19 protein-coding genes are annotated in these 18,917 nt (G+C 68.8%); 6 read left to right on the top strand and 13 right to left on the bottom strand.

Annotated elements, in window-relative coordinates:
- Position 1: 1 nt before the first annotated feature.
- Positions 2-529, bottom strand: coding sequence for a ribosome maturation factor RimP (rimP, locus tag AB0F43_RS01620; protein ID WP_360469105.1), 528 nt, complete (start codon positions 527-529; stop codon positions 2-4).
- A gap of 152 nt (positions 530-681) precedes the next feature.
- Here rimP and AB0F43_RS01625 point away from each other — a divergent pair, with 152 nt between their 5' ends.
- The 3 genes from AB0F43_RS01625 to AB0F43_RS01635 all read left to right on the top strand — a co-directional run bounded on the left by AB0F43_RS01625 (position 682) and on the right by AB0F43_RS01635 (position 2,274).
- On the top strand, positions 682-1,227 hold the full coding sequence (locus AB0F43_RS01625) for a cell division protein FtsK (protein ID WP_360469108.1): 546 nt from the start codon (positions 682-684) through the stop codon (positions 1,225-1,227).
- Between the two features lie 135 nt (positions 1,228-1,362).
- On the top strand, positions 1,363-1,773 hold the full coding sequence (locus AB0F43_RS01630) for a ferritin-like domain-containing protein (protein ID WP_360469111.1): 411 nt from the start codon (positions 1,363-1,365) through the stop codon (positions 1,771-1,773).
- Positions 1,774-1,890: 117 nt separating this feature from the next.
- Entirely contained in the window at positions 1,891-2,274 is a 384-nt protein-coding gene (locus AB0F43_RS01635) for a YchJ family metal-binding protein (RefSeq protein ID WP_360469113.1), read from the top strand.
- Between the two features lie 10 nt (positions 2,275-2,284).
- On the opposite strand, the gene AB0F43_RS01640 is transcribed toward AB0F43_RS01635, so the two are convergent.
- The 11 genes from AB0F43_RS01640 to hisD all read right to left on the bottom strand — a co-directional run bounded on the left by AB0F43_RS01640 (position 2,285) and on the right by hisD (position 14,747).
- Positions 2,285-3,685 carry an alkaline phosphatase PhoX gene (locus AB0F43_RS01640; RefSeq protein WP_360469116.1) on the bottom strand — a complete coding sequence of 467 codons (1,401 nt, stop codon included), beginning with the start codon at positions 3,683-3,685 and terminating at the stop codon, positions 2,285-2,287.
- A 135-nt stretch (positions 3,686-3,820) separates the two neighbouring features.
- Positions 3,821-5,122, bottom strand: coding sequence for an ABC transporter substrate-binding protein (locus tag AB0F43_RS01645; RefSeq protein WP_360469119.1), 1,302 nt, complete (start codon positions 5,120-5,122; stop codon positions 3,821-3,823).
- Positions 5,123-5,132: 10 nt separating this feature from the next.
- Positions 5,133-6,236 carry a branched-chain amino acid ABC transporter permease gene (locus AB0F43_RS01650; RefSeq protein ID WP_360469122.1) on the bottom strand — a complete coding sequence of 368 codons (1,104 nt, stop codon included), beginning with the start codon at positions 6,234-6,236 and terminating at the stop codon, positions 5,133-5,135.
- Positions 6,233-7,120, bottom strand: coding sequence for a branched-chain amino acid ABC transporter permease (locus AB0F43_RS01655; RefSeq protein WP_360469124.1), 888 nt, complete (start codon positions 7,118-7,120; stop codon positions 6,233-6,235). The genes AB0F43_RS01650 and AB0F43_RS01655 overlap by 4 nt, the downstream gene beginning before the upstream one ends.
- Positions 7,117-8,973: an AMP-binding protein gene (locus AB0F43_RS01660; RefSeq protein ID WP_360469127.1), complete on the bottom strand. Its 1,857-nt coding sequence runs from the start codon at positions 8,971-8,973 to the stop codon at positions 7,117-7,119. Before AB0F43_RS01660 ends, AB0F43_RS01655 begins: the two co-directional genes overlap by 4 nt.
- 76 nt (positions 8,974-9,049) lie before the next feature.
- The gene (locus AB0F43_RS01665; protein WP_360469130.1) at positions 9,050-9,877 is read right to left on the bottom strand and encodes an ABC transporter ATP-binding protein; all 828 of its coding nucleotides are present in this window, start codon (positions 9,875-9,877) and stop codon (positions 9,050-9,052) included.
- 169 nt (positions 9,878-10,046) lie between these two features.
- Positions 10,047-10,790 (bottom strand): ABC transporter ATP-binding protein, encoded by a 744-nt coding sequence (locus AB0F43_RS01670; protein ID WP_360472975.1) that lies wholly within the window; start codon positions 10,788-10,790, stop codon positions 10,047-10,049.
- Positions 10,791-10,989: 199 nt separating this feature from the next.
- A complete protein-coding gene (hisH, locus tag AB0F43_RS01675; protein WP_360469133.1) occupies positions 10,990-11,631 on the bottom strand; it encodes an imidazole glycerol phosphate synthase subunit HisH in 642 nt (213 codons plus the stop codon).
- On the bottom strand, positions 11,628-12,227 hold the full coding sequence (gene hisB / locus AB0F43_RS01680) for an imidazoleglycerol-phosphate dehydratase HisB (protein WP_360469136.1): 600 nt from the start codon (positions 12,225-12,227) through the stop codon (positions 11,628-11,630). The genes hisH and hisB overlap by 4 nt, the downstream gene beginning before the upstream one ends.
- Before the next feature lie 76 nt (positions 12,228-12,303).
- Positions 12,304-13,422, bottom strand: a complete 1,119-nt coding sequence (locus AB0F43_RS01685) for a histidinol-phosphate transaminase (protein WP_360469139.1) — start codon at positions 13,420-13,422, stop codon at positions 12,304-12,306.
- Positions 13,422-14,747 (bottom strand): histidinol dehydrogenase, encoded by a 1,326-nt coding sequence (gene hisD, locus AB0F43_RS01690; RefSeq protein WP_360469142.1) that lies wholly within the window; start codon positions 14,745-14,747, stop codon positions 13,422-13,424. The genes AB0F43_RS01685 and hisD overlap by 1 nt, the downstream gene beginning before the upstream one ends.
- A gap of 101 nt (positions 14,748-14,848) precedes the next feature.
- Here hisD and AB0F43_RS01695 point away from each other — a divergent pair, with 101 nt between their 5' ends.
- The 3 genes from AB0F43_RS01695 to AB0F43_RS01705 all read left to right on the top strand — a co-directional run bounded on the left by AB0F43_RS01695 (position 14,849) and on the right by AB0F43_RS01705 (position 16,155).
- On the top strand, positions 14,849-15,517 hold the full coding sequence (locus AB0F43_RS01695) for an LON peptidase substrate-binding domain-containing protein (RefSeq protein WP_360469144.1): 669 nt from the start codon (positions 14,849-14,851) through the stop codon (positions 15,515-15,517).
- A gap of 99 nt (positions 15,518-15,616) precedes the next feature.
- Positions 15,617-15,853 (top strand): YlcI/YnfO family protein, encoded by a 237-nt coding sequence (locus AB0F43_RS01700; protein WP_360469147.1) that lies wholly within the window; start codon positions 15,617-15,619, stop codon positions 15,851-15,853.
- Positions 15,853-16,155 carry a type II toxin-antitoxin system PemK/MazF family toxin gene (locus tag AB0F43_RS01705; RefSeq protein ID WP_360469150.1) on the top strand — a complete coding sequence of 101 codons (303 nt, stop codon included), beginning with the start codon at positions 15,853-15,855 and terminating at the stop codon, positions 16,153-16,155. The genes AB0F43_RS01700 and AB0F43_RS01705 overlap by 1 nt, the downstream gene beginning before the upstream one ends.
- An 851-nt stretch (positions 16,156-17,006) precedes the next feature.
- Here the strand turns inward: AB0F43_RS01705 and ilvD are convergent.
- Positions 17,007-18,857, bottom strand: a complete 1,851-nt coding sequence (ilvD, locus tag AB0F43_RS01710; protein WP_360469152.1) for a dihydroxy-acid dehydratase — start codon at positions 18,855-18,857, stop codon at positions 17,007-17,009.
- Positions 18,858-18,917: the final 60 nt, after the last annotated feature.

Genomic DNA, 18,917 nt, shown 5'->3' on the forward strand with positions numbered 1-18,917 from the left:
GTCAGTTCTCCTCCACCGTGCCGTCAGCAGGTGATTCTGGGCCAGCTTCGTCCTTGCCGGCAGCCCGGTTGAACTCGATCTGGACCTTGGCCTTGGCCACGTCGGTGTACGGCACGGTCCGCAGCGTGCCGTCCACGTCCAGTTCGGCCGCCTCCTCGGAGGCGGACTTGATCCGGCCGGTCACCTTCCCGCCCGCGGTCAGGGTGACCGCGACCAGCCGGCTGACGTTGCGGCGCCAGTGCCGGGGCAGGGTGAGCGGCCGGTCGACGCCCGGGCTGGAGACCTCCAGCGTGTAGGCGCCGTCGCCCATGATGTCGTCGGCGTCGAGTGCCTTGGAGATGGCCCGGGTGACCTCGGCGACGTCATCCAGGCTGATCCCGCCGTCCCGGTCGACGAGCACGCGCAGCAATCGCCGGCGGCCGGCCGGCGCGATGTCGGCGGCCTCCAGGTCGCAGCCGAACTGCTCGACGATCGGCCGCAGGAAGTTCTCGAGGCTCGAGGTGTCCGTGTGGTCAGTCTTTCGGCTCACAGGTAGACCTGCCTCTCTCCAGTTGTGCACCCGTCCCACCACCCGGCGATCCAACCGAGGGCAGTAGCCCACCATATCCGGCCAGTGGCGGTGTGCGCGTCACCGCCTCGTCCCAGGCCGGTCACCGGCTCGTCACCAGGTATCGTTCCGCCGTGCCGAACGAACCTCTCCGCCTGTCGCGCCGCGCCGCACTCACGACCGCAGCCCTCGCCTCGGGCGCGCTCGTGCTGTCCGGCTGCGACGACGAACCGGGCGGTTCCGGTACGCCGGGCGGCGCCGGCCGGCCGAAGTCCGGCCAGCCGGCCGAGGAGACGCCCAGCACCGACCCGGTGATCGTCGCGGCCCTCAGTACGGCGGCCGCTCAGGTGACTCAATTGTCGCTCCGATACACCACGATGACTCAGAAATTCCCCGCCCTCCGTGCCCAGCTCGCGGCCGGCGCGAAGTACCACGCCGGCCACCTGGCCCGGCTCAAGGAGACCGCGGGCGTGCAGGCGGCCGCGGCCGGCAAGCTCCCGGCCCTCCCGAGTACGTCGTCCGCCGCGCTCGCGGACCTCGCGAAGCGCGAGAAGGCCGCGGCGGTCGCGCATGCCGCGGCCGCGGGCAAGCTGTCCGGCGAGCACGCTCGCCTGCTCGCGATGATCGCCGCGGCCGAGACTCAACTCGCCATCACGCTCACCCCGAAGAAGGCCCGATGAAGAAGGCAGAGACCGAGTGACCGTGTTGAATGCCGCACCTCCGGCGCGGGGGTCATGGGGCCTTGGCTCCCGGCCTTCCCTCGTCACTCCAGTCGCTGCGCTCCTTGCGCTCCTCAGTCCAGGCCGGGAGGCCCCATGACCCAGGTAGAGGCGCTCCAGGCGGCGCTCGCCGGTGAACACGCGGCCATGTACGGCGTGGGCGTTGCGGGCGGCAAGCTCAGCGGCGCCCGGTTCCGCGCGGCGACCGACACCTACGAGCTACACCGCCGCAATCGCGACCGCCTGACCGAGCTGGTGGTCGCGGCCGGCGAGACACCGGCCGCGGCCGAGGCGGCGTACGACCTGCCGCAGGCGGTCACGAACGCGGCGACGGCCTCGGCTCTGGTCCTGCTGATCGAGCGCCGGCTGGCGGCCGTGTACGGCGACCTGGTCGAAGCGGCCGAGCAGCCGGCCGTCCGCGCGTTCGCGATCCAGAGCCTGCTGGCGACAGCGAGCGCCCAGCTCGCCTGGGGTGGGGTCCCAGTCGCTTTCCCCGGCGACGTCTGAGCGTAACTAGACGCTCACTGAAAGCATCTCTGACGAAGAAACATCCGGGGCCGGCTAGTTCGGCGATGGCCCAGGCCCGGGCGGACACCACCGCCCCGGCCGGGCCACAATCTGCCTATGCCCAGACCCTCTTCTCCCTGCCCCTGCGGGCTCGACGCGTCGTACGGCGAGTGCTGTGGCCGCCTCCACGACGGCCGTGCCGAGGCGGCCACCGCCGAACAGCTGATGCGGTCGCGCTACTCGGCCTTCGTCGTCGGCGACGCGGCCTACCTCCTCCGCACCTGGTCGTCCGCGACCCGTCCGGCCGGCCTGCAACTGGATCGGGACATCGAATGGACTGGCCTCGAGATCCTCGGCACCGCCGACGGAAGTCCGTTCCACACCGAGGGCATGGTCGAGTTCCGGGCCGGCTACCAGGTCGGCGGACGGCCCGGTCACCAGCACGAGCGCAGCCGCTTCGTCCGCGAGGACGGCGCCTGGGTGTACGTCGCGGCGCTGTGACTTCCTCGGACTACCTCCTCCGGCGCCAGGGTCCGGTGATCGCGTAGGTGATCCCCGGGGTGTAGACGTTGAAGAACATCGTCCGGCCGTCGGCGGAGAAGCCGGCGCCGGCCAGCTCACCGAACTCCGGGTCCTCCGGGGTCCCGTTGTTCACCCGGTTGCGGGCGAACTTGAACACCTCGCCGTCCTCGGTGGTGCCGAGGATGTGCTGCTCGCCGAGGCCGTCCTCACACATCATCAGACCGCCGTACGGCGACATCGTGATGTTGTCCGGGGCATCGAACTCCGGGTCGTCCGACCCTGGCTTCGGCCGGGTGAAGATCACCTCGAGGCGCAGCGTCTTCTTCCGCGGGTCGAATCGCCAGACCTGACCGTCGTGGTCGACCTTCGGCCCGAGCTCGGTCCGGGCGAACGACGAGACGAAGTACACGCAGCGGTCCCGGGTCCCCCACCAGCAGCCCTCGAGCTTGTAGCCGCCGGTGATCGGCTTGCTGTAGTCCTGCGCGCGGACCGACTCGGTGGTGGCCAGCGGGTCCGGCACCTTGACCCACTGCACGCCACCGAACTCGGCGCCCGCCTCCTGGACCACGGACAGATCCGGCAGGCCCGGGATGTGCATGGCCTGCAGTTCCCCACCCGCCCGCAGCGAACCCCATCCACCGCGCGGACGGTTCGGCAGGAACCGGTAGAACCCGCCGAGCGGCGCGACGAACGCGTCTTCGGTCTCGTACACGATCCCGGTCGCCGGATCGACCGCGACCGCCTCGTGCTGGAACCGGCCCATCGCCGTCAGCGGGACCGGGTTCACGTTGCGGCGGTCGTCGTACGGATCGACCTCGAAGATGAAGCCGTGGTCCTTGGTGTAGCCGCGGGTGCCGGCCTTGTCCTCGGTCTCCTCACAGGTCAGCCAGGTCCGCCACGGCGTGATGCCGCCGGAGCAGTTGATCGCCGAGCCGCCCAGGCTGACGAACTCCTTGGTGGTGTTGTTGTGCCGGTCGACCACCAGCGTGCTGGTGCCGCCCGCGGCGGCCGGGTCGTAGGTGCGCTCGGGCGGCGCGACCACCTTGATCGTGGCGGTCGGGCTGCACTCGTGGTTGCGGACCAGCCGCGAGCCGCCGTGCCGGTCCGGGAAGGCGCCCATACCGTCGAACCGGCTCGGCACCTTCAGGCCGTCCGGGCGGACGGTGCCCTCGCGGGACAGGATCTTGTAGCTGAACCCGCGCGGCAGGTCGAGCATGCCGTTCGGGTCCTCGACCAGCGGGCCGTACCCGATCTTCGGGCCGGAGGTGCCGAGGGCCGGCTGAGCGGTGTACAGGGCCTCCACCGAGCCGGCCAGGCTGACCGCGACTCCGGCCGCGGCGGCGCGGCCGACGAACTGGCGGCGGGACAGGGGATTCGAATCGACGGACACGGATGCCTCCTCGTGGGCGGAAAAGATCTGCCGGTCATCGATGAACGTACGGTGAACGACAGACAACGACAAGGGGAACCGCGCGCCGCGACACCCGCGAGTTCCAGCCTCGCGGGTGCCACGAAATTCAACTAACTATTGGTAACAGGGCTTGGTGAACTTGTGCGCCTGAGCCGTCTTCCCGGTGAAGAAGTCCCGCTCCACCGTCACGCCGGTCGGTGCCGACGGGTTCACCTTCGAGATGATGCTGGCCCGGAACACCCGCTCGTTCGGCTCACCGCCGAACCGGCCCGCCTCGGCCGGCAGCATTCCTTCGTAATCCACTGTCTGCAGCGACTTCACCGCGGCCAGCAGCCCGGCCCGGGTGAGATCCTTCGACTCGACCGCCTTCGTCAGCGCGGCCTTCAGCGGGTACGACCAGATCCAGCCGGCCGTGTACCCGTCGTTCGGCGCGGCCTTGAAGGTCGCCTGGTCGATCGACTCGGCCAGTGCCTTGTGGCCCGGGGTGTCCGCGCCGTACGGCGCCCAGGGACCGGATTGCCGGTAGAGCGCGGTCAGTGCCGGCGCGGCCGGGCTCTTCAGCAGGGCCGGGTTCCAGGTCGGGCTGGTGCCGATGAACTGTCCCTTGAAGCCGCTCTGCGCGGCGCCGCCGACGATGGTCGCCGCTTCGGTCGGACCGGTGGTCAGGATGACCAGATCCGGCTTGGCCGCGATCAGTTTCTGGATCGCCGCGCCCTGGTTCTCCTGGCCCGGCGCGGTCGGAATGTCGGTGAACGCCAGCCCGTTGGCCTCGGCCGCGATCTTCGCCCCGGCCGCCGCGTCGTCACCGTAGTCACCCGGGAAGTGCACCGCGGCGACACTCTTCGGTTTGAGCGTCTCGACCGCGAAGTCGACCGAGTTCATCGACTCGAAGCAGTAGTTCGTGCCCGACTCCAAGATGACGTCCTCGAACGCCCACGCCGACGTCCAGGACGCCGGTACGCCGATCATGCCGCTGGACTTGAGGTCGGCCAGGATCGCCGCGGTGGTCGGTGAGCCGAGGGTCTGGGCCAGTCCGAGCACGTCCGGCTTGATCTCGGCGTACACCTCGTTGTGGATCTGCGGGTTGTACTTGTTGTCCTTGACGTACTTGGTCACGTCGACCTCGAAGTCGCCGATCCCGCCGGCCTCGTTGACCCGGTGCCAGAACGCCTTCTGGCTCTCGGTGATCGGTACGCCGAGCGCCTTGAACGGGCCCTCGGTGAGATCCGAGATCGACCCGAGGTAGATGCAGCCCTTGGCCTTGTCGACCGCCGCCGGGCACGGCTCGGACGTGACCCCGACGTCGAACTTGACGCCCGAGCCGCCTTCTTGCGTCTCCGGGGCGTCGTTGCGGCACCCCGCGATCACGACCATCGCCGCCACCAGCGCGATGGTGATTCCCTTGTGAATGCCCATCGATACTCCTTCAATGCGAGAACGGCCACGACTTCCAGTAGGTGCGGACTCTGATCCAGATCCCGAACAGCCCCCGCGGTTCGAAGATCAGGAAGCCGATGATCAACAGGCCGTAGAGGATCGTCTCGACCTGGAAGACCGTGATGCCCCCGGCCGCCGAGCTGGCGCTGATGAACGGCAGCACGGCCGGGAGCTCGCGGGTGACCCGCGGCAGCAGGGTGATGAACAGCGCGCCGAGCACCGATCCGGAGATGGTGGCGACACCGCCGATCAGCACCATCGCGATGTACTGCACCGACATGCCGAGGTTGAACGATCCCGGCTCGACGAAGCCGATCATCACGTACAGCAAGGCGCCCGCGACACCGGCGTAGAACGACGACACCGCGAACGCGATCATCTTGTACCGGGTCACGTCGACCCCGATCACCTCGGCGGCCAGGTCCCGGTCCCGGACGGCGGCCAGCGCCCGGCCGATCCTGGACCGGACCAGGTTCCGGGCCAGTACGCCGAAGATCACCAGCAGCACGAGCATCAGCAGGTACAGCTTCTGCGCCTTGGTGAACATCGCGCCGTCCACCGCGAACTCGAACCCGAACAACTCCGGTACGGCGGCCGGCCGCCCGACCCCTACTCCCCCGGTGAGCTCACGCCAGTGCTTGAACACGTGTTCCCCGATGAACACCAGCCCGAGCGTCACCACGGCCAGGTACAACCCGCGCAACCGGGCCGCCAGCGGCGCCACGATCAACCCGGCCAGCCCGGCGACCAGTCCGGCCGCGAGCAGCCAGATCGGCAGCGAGGTGATCCCGAACCCGATCAGCCGGGTGCTGTCCGGATCCCCTGACAACGCCGCCGCCGTGTAGGCACCGATGGCCAGGAAGAACGCATGCCCGAGCGACACCTGACCGGCGTACCCGGTGACGATGTTCAGCCCGATCGCCCCGATCGACGCGACACAGGCCGTCGCCAGCACAATGAGCAGGTCGTCAGTGAGCAGGAACGGCAACGCCACCGCCCCGAGCCCCAGCACCAGCGTCCAGACCCGCTTGGCCGGCGTGTTGAGCAATGCCATGTCCTGCTTGTAGGACAGGTAGAGCAGTGGCCGACTCATATCCGCTCCACCTCTCTGGTGCCGAACAAGCCGTACGGTTTGACCAGCAGGACGAGGAGCATCAGCAGGTACGGGACGACCAGGAAGAAGTCACCGCCGAAGACGGGGTGCAGGTTGTCGCCGTAGCTGCCGACCAGCGCCTCGACCACTCCGATGGCGATCCCGGCGATCACCGCACCGCCCAGGGAATCGAGACCGCCGAGGATGATCACCGGCAACGCCTTCAAAGCCGTCAGCCAAAGGTTCTGCTCGAGTCCGATACCGGTTGACAGGAACACCCCGGCCAAGCCGGCGAGGGCGGCCGCGAGCGCCCACGACAGCGAGAACACCCGCCCGACCGACACGCCCTGCGCGAGGGCGACCTCCTGGTCCGACGACGCCGCCCGCATCGCCAGTCCGGTCCGCGACCAGCGGTAGAACGCGAACAACGCCGCGACCACGATCAACGTCGTCACCAACGTGGCCAGATGCCGCTGGTCGATCTTGGCCCCCAGTACGTCGACCTGCTTCAGGCCCCACGGATCACCCATCTGGCGGATGTCCAGGCCGATGAACGAGTTGACCACCGTGCGAATGACGATGTCGACGCCGAGGGTGATGATCGCGATCACGAACACCGGCTTGCCGATCATCGGCCGCAACGCGAGCCGTTCCACCCCGACGCCGAGCAGCGCGGTCAGCAGCAGCGCGACCAGCACGGCGAGGAAGAAGTTCATCGACAGCACCAGGTAGCCGACCAGCAGCGCGCCGGCCATCATGAACGCCGGCTGGGCGAAACTGATCACCCGCATGGACTTGTAGACGATCACGAAACCCAGTGCCAGCAGGGCGTAGATCGCCCCGTTGCCGAGACCGCGGACGACGGTTGCGACGAACTCGTTCACCTGGCACCGCCGGCGTACATCGACTCGACCAGGCCGGCGAACAAGTCCTCGACCGCCTTGCGCTTCACCTTCTGCGTCGCGGTCAGCTCGCCGTCCTCATGATCGAGCAGCTTCGGCAGCAGCCGGAACGCTCGCACCTGCTCGACCGTGGCGAACCGTTCGTTCACCTCGTCCACAACGCCTTGGACCAGCGCGATCACCTCAGCCTTCGCGGACAGGTCGCCGTACGTCGTGTACGGCAGCCGGTGGACCTGGGCCCAGTGGCCGACGGTGTCCGGCTCGATGCCGATCAGCGCGGTGAGGAACTTCCGCCGGTCGCCGATCACGACCGCTTCCTTGATGTACGGCGAGGCCTTGAGCGCGTTCTCGATCTCGGACGGAGCGACGTTCTTACCGCCCGCGGTGATGATGATGTCCTTCATCCGGTCGGTGATGCACAGGTGCGTGCCGTCGACCCACTCGCCCACGTCGCCGGTGTGCAGCCAGCCGTCGGGGTCGATCACCTTGGCGGTCGCCTCGGGGTCCTGCCAGTAGCCGGCGAACGTGCCGGGATGGCGGGTGAGGATCTCGCCGGTGCTCTCGTCGATCCGCACCTCGACACCGGCGTGCGGTTCGCCGACCGTGCCCACCTTGACCCGGCCCGGACGGTTGGCGGTCGCGACGGCGGTGTTCTCGGTCATGCCGTACACCTCGTGCATCGGCAGGCCGAGGCCCATGAAGAACCGGAGTACCTCGGGTGCGATCGGCGCGGCCCCGGAGGCGGCGTACCGGACCTTGCGCAGGCCGACGCGATCCTTCAGCGCGCGGTAGCAGAACAGCCAGCCGACGGCGTAGACCGCTTTGGAGACAGCGGTATGACGGCCGCCGTTGGCCGCGAGTACGCCGCCGATCCAGTCCGCCCGGCGCAGCCAGTAGCCACCGATCATCCGCTTGACCGGATCCGCGGACTCGACCCGGATCTGCACCCCGGCCGCGATCTTCTCCCAGATCCGGGGTACGCCGAACAGGATGCTCGGCTGGACCTCGTGCAGGTTGGTCGCAACGGTCTCGATCGACTCGGCGAAGTGGACGCAGACGCCGGCCCCGGCGCCGAACCAGCCGCTGAAGATCCGCTCGGCAACGTGGCACAACGGCAGGTAGGACAGCACGCTGTCCCGCGGCGACGGCGGCGGTGCGGTGAACCCACCCCGCTCGACCAGCTCCTGGATGGCGAAGTCGACGTTCGCCGCCGTCAGCATCACGCCCTTCGGCGGACCGGTGGTGCCGGAGGTGTAGATCAGCGTCACCACGTCGTCCGGCTGTGACTCGTCCATCCGGTCGGTCACGGCGTGCGGGTGTGCCTCCCGGTGCTCATTGCCGAGAGCAAGGAAGTCGGGCCAGGCGAGCAGCCGCGGGTCGTCGTACCGGTACCGGATGCCGCGCGGCTCGACGTACACGATGTGTTTCAGATCCGGCAGGTCGTCGATCGCCAGCGCTTTGTCGACCTGCTCCTGGTCCTCGGCGATCAGGACCTTGGCACCCGAGTGGCGGAGCAGGTAGCCGACCTCGCTGACCGGGTTGGTCGGGTAGAGACCGACGGTGGCGGCCCGGACGGCGACCGTGCCGACGTCGGTGTAGAGCCATTCGCGGCGGTTCTCCGAATGGATCGCGACCCGGTCACCCGGTTCGATGCTGAGGGCAATCAACGCGTGACCGACCAGCTCGGCGGTGTCCCAGTACTGTGCCCAGCTGACCTGCTGCCAGATGCCCAGATCCTTTTCCCGCAAGGCGATCACGTCCGGTCTCGCGGCAGCCCGGTCCCGCACCCGGCCCGCGATCGTCCGCACCCGCGTCCGCGTTGCGACGGTGCTCATCCACGTCCTCGCTTCACTCCGGGCGCGGATGAGACACGACCTGCGCTGTGCTTGATGCTGAACTCGCTGCGCTCGCTCATGACCTCTCCACCACCCGGTGTTCCTCGCCGAGGTAGGCGCGGACGACGTCGGGGTCGGTCGCGACCTCCTTGGGGGTGCCGGTGCGGATCGGCTTGCCGAAGTCGATCACCATGATCCGGTCGGCCAGATCCATCACCAGGCCCATGTCGTGCTCGACCATCACCATCGGCAGTCCGAGCTCGTCGCGAATGTCGAGGATGAACCGGGCCATGTCCTCGGTCTCCTCCAGGTTCATCCCGGCGACCGGCTCGTCCAGCAACAGCAGCTTCGGCTCGGCCGCGAGCGCCCGGCCGAGCTCCACCCGCTTCTGTACGCCGTACGGCAGCAGGCCGACCGGAAATCGTCGCCACTGCGCGAGCTCGAGGAAGTCGACGATCTCCTCGACGGCCCGGCGGTTGGCGCGTTCGTTCCGGCTGGCCTTGCCGAGCCACGCGAACGCCGCGAGCACGCCGTACGGGTGATGGTGGTGCCGGCCGAGCATCAGGTTGTCGAGCACGGTCAGGTTGGCGAAGAGCTCGATGTTCTGGAACGTCCGGGCGATGCCGAGCCGGGCGATCGCGTGCGGCCGCCGGCCGAGCAGATCCTCACCGCCGAACCGGACGGTCCCACGTTGTGGCCGGTACACACCGGAGAGCACGTTGAAGATCGACGTCTTGCCGGCACCGTTCGGCCCGATCACCGCGAACAACTCGCCCGGGTCCACGGTGAAACTCACGCCGTTCAGCGCGGTCACCCCTTCGAACCCCAGGACGACATCCTCGAACGTGAGCACCGGATCCGCCGCTCGCGTGCTCTCGCTCTCCCGAGCCTGCGTCGCGGTCATGGGGCCTCCCGCCCTGGACTGAGGAGCGCAGGGAGCGAAGCGACGGTCATGGGGCCCTCCCGCCCTGGACTGAGGAGCGGAGGGAGCGCAGCGACCGGAGTGACGAGGGAAGGGCGGGAGCCAAGGCCCCATGACCCCGCCGCGCCGGAGGCGCGGCAATTCAACACGGTCAAGACAACCACCGCTTCCGGCGGCGGTAGTGCTTCACGTCGCGGAACGACTTCGCCGATCCTTCGGCGCCGAGGCCGAGGTAGAACTCGCGGACGTCGCCGTCCGCGAGCAGATCGGCCGCGGGCTTGTCCATCACCATCGCGCCGTTCTCCAGCACGTAGCCGTGCTCGGCGATCGACAGCGCCATCGCCGCGTTCTGCTCGACCAGCAAGACGGTCGTGCCCTGCTGGTTGATCTGCACGATCACGTCCCGGATCTGCCGCACGATCATCGGGGCCAGGCCGAGGCTCGGCTCGTCCAGCAGCAGGTACTTCGGGTCGGACATCAGCGCCCGGCCGATGGCCAGCATCTGCTGCTCGCCGCCGGACAGATAGCCGGCCAGCTTGCGGCGCCGGTCGGCCAGCACCGGGAACAGCTGGTACGTCCGGTCCAGGTTGGATCTGATCGAACGCGGGCTGACGTGACCGCCGATCCGGAGGTTCTCCTCGACCGTCAGATCGGCCAGGATGCGCCTGCCCTCCAACACCTGTTTGATGCCCAGGGCAGCGATCCGGCTGGCGCCGTACGTGTGGATCGGCTCACCGTCGAGCGTGATCGACCCACGCCGGACCTCGCCGTCGTGGACGTCGAGCAGGCCCGAGAACGCGCGCAACAGCGTCGACTTGCCGGCGCCGTTCGCGCCGAGCAGGGCGACGATCCGCCCCTGCGGGACTTCGAGACCGACACCCCGCAGCACCAGCATCACGTCGTCGTAGACGACTTCGAGGTTCTTCGCCGCCAGCACCAGGCCTCCTCAGTGCTTGGAGGTTCCCAACCACCGTCCTGGCGAGTGAGTGTGACACCGCGAGTGGCGTCTTTGAAGGGGTGGCAGCCCGGAAATCGGACACTGCCACCCAAACCGTGACCGATGGTCAGGTGTAAAACCAGCTATGCCACTGGTATTACAACGAACGCACCCAGTTGGCAAGCAGGGCGGCGCCGGCGTCACCGGACTTCTCCGGGTGGAACTGGGTGGCGGACAGCGGGCCGTTCTCGACGGCGGCGACGAAGCGGTCGTCGCCGTACGTCGTCCAGGTCACCAGCGGAGTGACCGACTCGCGGGTGTCCTGGAGCTCCCACTCGCGGACGCCGTAGGAGTGGACGAAGTAGAACCGCTCCTTCTCGATGCCGTCGAACAGGGTGGTGCCGCCCGGGACGTCGACGGTGTTCCAGCCCATGTGTGGGACCGGCTCGTCATTGTGCGGCTGCAGGCGCTCAACCGTCCCCGGCCACTGCTCGCAACCGTCGGTCTCCACACCGTGTTCGATGCCGCGGGCAAAGAGGATCTGCATGCCGACGCAGATGCCGAGCACCGGCCGGCCGCCGGTCAGGCGGCGGTCGACGAGAACGTCACCGCGCACCTTCCGAAGGCCGGTCATGCAGGCTTCGAAGGCGCCGACGCCCGGCACCAGCAGGCCGTCGGCGTTCAGCGCCTGGTCGAAATCCGAGGTGACGGTGACGTCCGCGCCGACGCGCCGCAGCGCCCGCTCCCCCGACCGGATGTTGCCGGAACCGTAGTCGAGCAGGACGACCTTCTTGCTCACAAGGCTCCCTTCGTGGAGGGAATCCCCGGCTGCCGCGGGTCGAGCTCGGCGGCGGCCCTGAGCGCGCGGGCGAACGCCTTGAACTGCGCCTCGACGATGTGGTGCGGGTCCCGACCGGACAGCACCCGGATGTGGATGCAGATCGCGGCGTTGAACGCGAGCGTCTCGAACACGTGCTGGGTCAGCGAACCGGCATAGTCGCCGCCGATGATCGCGTACACCTGCCCCTCCGGCTCACCGGTGTGCACGCAGTACGGCCGGCCGGACAGGTCGACCGTGCAGTGCACGAGCGCCTCGTCCAGCGGCACGGTCGCGTCACCGAACCGCCGGATGCCGCGCTTGTCACCCAGCGCCTCACGCAACGCCTGGCCGAGACCGATCGCGGTGTCCTCGACCGTGTGGTGGGCGTCGATCTCCAGGTCGCCGACCGTGTTCACGTGCAGGTCGAGCAGCGCGTGCTTGGCCAGCGCGTTCAGCATGTGGTCGTAGAACCCGACACCGGTCGAGATGTCGGCGCGGCCCTCGCCGTCGATGTTCAGCTCGACCAGGACCTTCGACTCGCTGGTCTCCCGGTCGATCCGTGCGGTCCTGCTCATCCACGTCCTCGCTTCGCTCCGGGCGCGGATGAGGCACCAAACGCGCTGTGTTTTCTGATGACCTCGCTTCGCTCGCTCATGTGAGCCTTCCCACGTCTGTCTTGAGGACGCGCTCCAGCGAAGCGCGGAATGCGGCCATCTCGGCACCGGTGCCGATTGAGACCCGCAGCCAGCCGTCCGGGCCGGTCTCGCGGATCAGTACGCCGTCGTCCAGCAGCGACTGCCAGACCGCGTGCCGGTCGGCGAAGGTGCCGAACAGGACGAAGTTCGCGTCCGAGTCGACCGCACGCAGGCCCAGCGACCGCAGCCAGTCGACCGTCTCGTCCCGCTCGACCCGCAACTGCTCGACCCGGCCGAGCAACTCGTCGGAGTGCCGCAGCGCCGCCCGCGCGACCGCCTGGGTCACCGCGGACAGGTGGTACGGCAGCCGGACGATCCGCAGCGCGTCCACCAACTGCTTGCTCGCGGCAAGGTATCCGACCCGGCCGCCGGCCATCGCGAACGCCTTCGACATGGTCCGCGCGACCGCCAGGTTCGGGTACGACGGCAGCAGCGTGACAGCACTCGGTGTCCCGGCCCGGCGGAACTCGGCGTACGCCTCGTCCACCACCAGGACGGCACCGATCGCGGCGGTCCGGGCGGCGAGCGCCTCGACCACCTGGATCGGCAGCGCCGTACCGGTCGGGTTGTTCGGCGAGGCGAGCAGCACGACGGACGGGCGGTGCCGGGAGATCGCGGCCAGCGCCTTGCTCTGGTCGAGGGTGAAGTCCTCGGCCCGGCGGCCGGTGACCCATGCCGTATTCGTGTCACGCGCGTACTCCGGATACATCGAGTACGTCGGGGCGAAGGACAGCGCCGTACGCCCTGGGCCGCCGAAGGCCTGCAGCAGGTGCAGCATGACCTCGTTGGAGCCGTTGGCCGCCCACACCTGCTCGGCGGTGAGGTGCGCACCGGACTCCCGGCCCAGGTACGCCGCCAGGTCCGCCCGGAGGTCGAGGAACTCGCGGTCGGGGTACCGGTTCATCCCGCGCGCCGCCTCGGTGACCGACGCGGCGATGTCGGCGACGGTCTCCTCACTCGGCGGGTACGGGTTCTCGTTCACGTTGAGCAGGACGGGTACGTCGAGTTGCGGGGCGCCGTACGGCTCGAAGCTCTTCAGCTCCTCGCGGATCGGCAGCCCGTCGAAACGGCCCATCAGCTCTCCCCCGGGAAGCGCACGGACACGGCGGCGCCGTGCGCCGGGAGGTCCTCGGCGTGGGCGAGCGCGACCACGTGACCGGCGACCTGCTGGAGGGCGTCGCGGGAGTAGTTCACGACGTGCATCGCCTTCAGGAAGCTGCGCACGGACAGGCCGGACGAGTGGCACGCGCAGCCGGCGGTCGGCAGGACGTGGTTGGAGCCCGCGCAGTAGTCACCGAGGGAGACCGGCGACCAGCCGCCGATGAAGATCGCGCCGGCGTTGTTGACCAGCCCGGCCCGCTCCTCGGCGTCCTCGGTCTGGATCTCCAGGTGCTCGGCGGCGTACGCGTCCACGACCGCGGTGCCCTGGTCCAGGTCGTCCACGAGGACGACGGCCGACTGCTGGCCGGCGAGCGCTTCGGTGATGCGGTCCTGGTGCTTGGTCTTCGCGACCTGGCCGGGGAGCTCCGCCTCGACGGCCGCGGCGAGCGTTTCACTCGGGGTGACCAGCACGCTGGCGGCCATCGGGTCGTGCTCAGCCTGGCTGATCAGGTCGGCGGCGACGTGCGCCGGGTCGGCGGTGTCGTCGGCCAGGACCGCGATCTCGGTCGGCCCGGCTTCGGAGTCGATGCCGACCTCGCCGAGCAGGAACCGCTTGGCCGCGACCACGTAGATGTTGCCGGGGCCGGTGATCAGGTTGACCTTCTTGCAGCCGTCAAAGCCGTACGCGAATCCGGCGATCGCTTGTGCGCCGCCCATCGCATAGACCTCTTCGATCCCGAGCAGCGCACACACCGCGAGCACCGTCGGGTGCGGCAGACCGCCGTACTCCTTCTGGGGCGGAGACGCGACGGCGAGCGATGGGACGCCGGCGACCTGCGCCGGTACGACGTTCATCACCACGCTGGACGCGAGGGGGGCGCGGCCGCCCGGGACGTACAGGCCGACGCGCTGGACCGGGACGAAGCGCTGCGTCACCCGGCCGCCGGGCGCCGGCTCGGAGGCGATGTCAGCCGTCAGCTCGTCCTGGCTGACTTCACGGACCCGGCGGATCGATTCTTCGAACGCGCTGCGGACCTCCGGGTCGAGCTCCTCGAGCGCGGTCTTCAAGGCGTCGGCCGGGACCCGGAGGTCCTCGACGCGCACATGGTCGAACTTCTCGCCGTACTCCCTGATCGCCTCGAGTCCACGATGACGGACGTCCAGGCAGATCGGTCGGACGACGTCGAGAGCCTTCTCGACGTCGAACACGGCTCGGGGGACCAGGGCGTTCACTTCGGCTTGGAGGTCAGGCACCTCTCCGGCCGCCACTCGGCCCCGCAGGTCGACGCGGCGAATCATGGCCTCAGTCTAGTGGTGACGACCCGTGGACCACCCGCCATATCCACAAGCTGGTTGTCACCAGGCGTGATCAGGGTGTGGCTGGCACTAAGCTCATTGGCATGGACTCCCGCCTGCCTCTGCTCACTGTCGACACGGTGATCTTCCCCGGGCTGGTGCTTCCCATTCCGGTCACCGACGTCCAGGGCCGGGCGGTCGTTCGTGACCTGGTCGAGAACGGCGGCGAGCTCGTCTGCGGTGCGCTCGCGGTCCGGGACGGGTACGAGCTGGGTGAGCGGGTTTTCCGGTCGCTGTACGGGACCGGCTGCGCGGCGACGATCTCGGAGATCACGCTGGACGCGGACGACGACGGGCCGGTCGAGATCACGCTGACCGGCAACCGGCGGTTCAAGGTGGCGGAGTTGGACGGCAGCGGTGACTACCTGGTCGCGGACGTCGAGTGGATGGTCGAGAGCCTCGGCGACGACCCCCTGGGTACGGCGACCATCGCGATCGACCGCTTCCGCCGGTACGCCGCCGCCGTCACCGAGATCAGCCGCCCGGGCCTGCACATCGCCGACCTTCCCGACGACCCGAGCACGCTCTCGTACCTGATGTCCGCTGCGATGACGCTGATCACTCCCGACCGCCAGAAACTCCTCGAGGCCGAAGACACCACCTCTCGCCTGGTCCAGCTGGTGGGTCTCATCGACACCGAACTCACCGCCATCGCCGCCCTCCCCTCCCTCCCGGCCATCGACATCAGCTGGTCGACCATGGCGCCGAACTGACTGGGACTCTGTCGGGAGCTCGGAGCTGATGTGGGACGCCGTACATTCCCGCACGCTCGACCGGTAGTAAAGTGAATCCCACATCGGTATGCTCTTGGTATGAGCAAGCAGATCACTGTGCGGTTGCCGGATGAGTTGGTGGAGTTCATGGACCAGCTGGTGGCCGCCGACAAGGCGTCGAGCCGGGCCACCGTGGTCGCCCGGGCGATGGAGCGTGAACGGCGCCGGGAGCTCGCCGCGCGTGATCTCGCCATCCTGACCGAGTCCGGCGACTACGACGACCTGGACGGCCTGGCCACCGCCGCGTCCGGGACCGTGCTCAGCGACCTCGACTGATGCGGCCGATCCACATCGCCCGGCTGGACAAGCCGCGGCCGGTGGTGGTCCTGACCCGCGAACTGATCCGCCCGCGCCTCACCAACGTGACGGTCGCCCCCATCACCAGCACCATCCGCGGCCTCTCCACCGAGGTCCCGGTCGGCCCTCGCAACGGCCTGGATCACAACAGCGCCATCTCCTGCGACAACATCCAGACCATCCCCAAACTCCAACTGGGCCGCCTGATCGGCTATCTCCACCCCGACCAGGAACCCACCCTCGCCGAAGCCATCAGCCTCGCCTTCGACCTGGAGTTCTAACCCACCTGCTCGCACTCCAGTAAGACGAATCGTCGGCCGCTGCTCCGAGCTGCTTGATGGTGTTAGACGAGATGTGGGTCGCGGCTCCGGGCTGCCTCATGGCGCTAGACGAATGTGGTGGCGTGCGTCAAGGGCGCCTTCGGCGTCCGCTGCGCGGATCTCGCAGGCTCGACCCTTGACCCACACCACCACGACCAGGGAAGGACGCAGCTATCCCGGAGCTGCTCACCCGAGTAGTCACACTCCAGGGTGGACACGTGAGCCGATGGTGGATCGCCGGTTATGTGGGTTGGCCCGTTGTGTGTATTGGCCGGTTCCGTGGTGGCCGACGGGCCGCCATTTCGGGGGTTGACCCCTCACGTGGGGGGTTGCCCGCTGAGATTCTGAGTGGGCAACCCCCCAGCTCAGGGGGCAACCCTCAAAATGCACGCCTCTGAGGAGGTGCCGGGAGCGGTGTCGCGGTGGTGTGCCCGGATGGTGGCTGGTTTCGTCCGGATGCCGGGATTTCGGGGCGGGACGGGGCTGTCGCGGTGATTTGGGGAGGGTATTACACCGATACGGGGGTAAAACCCTCCCCGAACCAAGTCACCCGGACCCGGCGACACCCACCCGGGGTCCCCTTTACTCAAAGGCATCCCACCACCCGGATCAGACCTCTGCGCGGGATCCGCGTAGCTGCGTCCTTCCCTGGTCGGTGTGGCGTGGGTCAAGGGTCGAAGATCCCGCAGGGACGCCGCAGGCGCCCTTGACGCACGCCACACCGACTAGCACCATCACGCAGCGGAGCCCGCGGAACCACACCGACGTTCCGGCCGCCCGGAACCACGCCGACGTCCTGAGCCCTGACCCGGTCAGCCGAGTTTGCTGACATCCCGTACGGCGCCCTTGTCGGCGCTGGTCGCCATCGCGGCGTACGCACGCAGCGCCTGCGAGACCTTGCGGTCGCGCGACCGCGGGGCGTAGACACCGTTCAGCGCGGCACGGCGTACGTCGAGCTCCTCGTCGGAGATCAGCAGGTCGATGGACCGGTTGGGGATGTCGATGCGGATCTGGTCGCCGTCCTGGACCAGGGCGATGGTGCCACCGGAGGCCGCCTCGGGTGAGGCGTGGCCGATGGACAGGCCCGAGGTGCCGCCGGAGAAACGGCCGTCGGTGACCAGCGCGCAGACCTTGCCCAGGCCGCGGCCCTTCAGGAACGAGGTCGGGTAAAGCATCTCCTGCATGCCCGGACCGCCCTTCGGGCCCTCGTACCGGATCACCACGACGTCACCCGGCTGGACCTGCTTGGCGAGGATCTTCTCGACCGCTTCCTCCTGCGACTCACACACCACCGCGGGACCCTGGAACGTCCAGATCGACTCGTCCACGCCGGCTGTCTTCACTACGCAGCCGTCGACGGCCAGGTTGCCCGTCAGCACCGCGAGACCGCCGTCCTGGGAGTACGCATGCTCCAGATCCCGGATGCACCCACCGGCCGCGTCCGTGTCGAGGGTCTCCCACCGCTCCGACTGCGAGAACGCCGTCGCCGACCGCTTGCACCCCGGCGCCGCGTGCCACAGCTCGACCGCCTCCGGCGACGGCGAACCACCGCGCAGGTCCCAGGTCTTCAGCCACTCGTCGATCGAGTCGCTGTGGACGGTGTGGACGTTCTCGTTCAGCAGCCCGGCCCGGTGCAGCTCGCCGAGGATCGCGGGGATCCCGCCGGCCCGGTGGACATCCTCCATGTAGTAGGTCCCGCCCGGCGCGACGTTCGGCGCGACCTTGGCCAGGCACGGCACCCGGCGCGAGACCGCGTTGATGTCCTCCAGGTCGAAGCCGGCCTCGGCCTCCTGCGCGGCCGCGAGCAGGTGCAGGATCGTGTTCGTCGACCCGCCCATCGCGATGTCCAGGGCCATCGCGTTCTCGAACGCCTCCTTGGATGCGACCGCCCGCGGCAACACAGTGGCGTCGTCCTGGTCGTAGTACCGCTTGGTGATCTGTACGACGGTCTCGCCGGCCTTCTCGTACAACGCGCGCCGGGCGGTGTGCGTCGCCAGCACCGAACCGTTGCCGGGCAGCGACAGCCCGATCGCCTCGGTCAGGCAGTTCATCGAGTTCGCGGTGAACATGCCCGAGCACGAACCGCAGGTCGGGCAGGCGTTCTCCTCGATCCGCAGGATGTCGGCGTCGGAGACGTTCTCGTTCACCGCCTCGGACATCGCGTCGATCAGGTCGAGCTTGCGGACCGTCCCGTCGACCAGCGTGGCCCGGCCGGCCTCCATCGGGCCGCCGGAGACGAACACGGTCGGGATGTTCAGCCGGAGCGCGGCCATCAGCATGCCCGGGGTGATCTTGTCGCAGTTCGAGATGCACACCAGGGCGTCCGCGCAGTGCGCCTCGACCATGTACTCGACCGAGTCCGCGATCAGGTCCCGTGACGGCAGGCTGTAGAGCATCCCGCCGTGGCCCATCGCGATCCCGTCGTCGACGGCGATCGTGTTGAACTCGCGCGCGATCCCGCCGGCCTGCTTGATCGCGTCGGACACGATCCGGCCGACCGGGGCCAGGTGGGTGTGGCCGGGGACGAACTCGGTGAAGCTGTTCGCCACCGCGATGATCGGCTTGCCGAAGTCCTCCCGGGCTACCCCGGAGGCCTGCATGAGCGCACGGGCGCCCGCCATGTTGCGGCCGTGGGTGACGGTACGGGACCTCAGTGCAGGCACGACGACATCTCCTCGCTGTGGGACAACTCATCCGCCGGATCGGGCCGGGGTGGAGGGGAT

Source organism: Kribbella sp. NPDC023972, from assembly GCF_040639075.1.
Taxonomy (GTDB): domain Bacteria; phylum Actinomycetota; class Actinomycetes; order Propionibacteriales; family Kribbellaceae; genus Kribbella.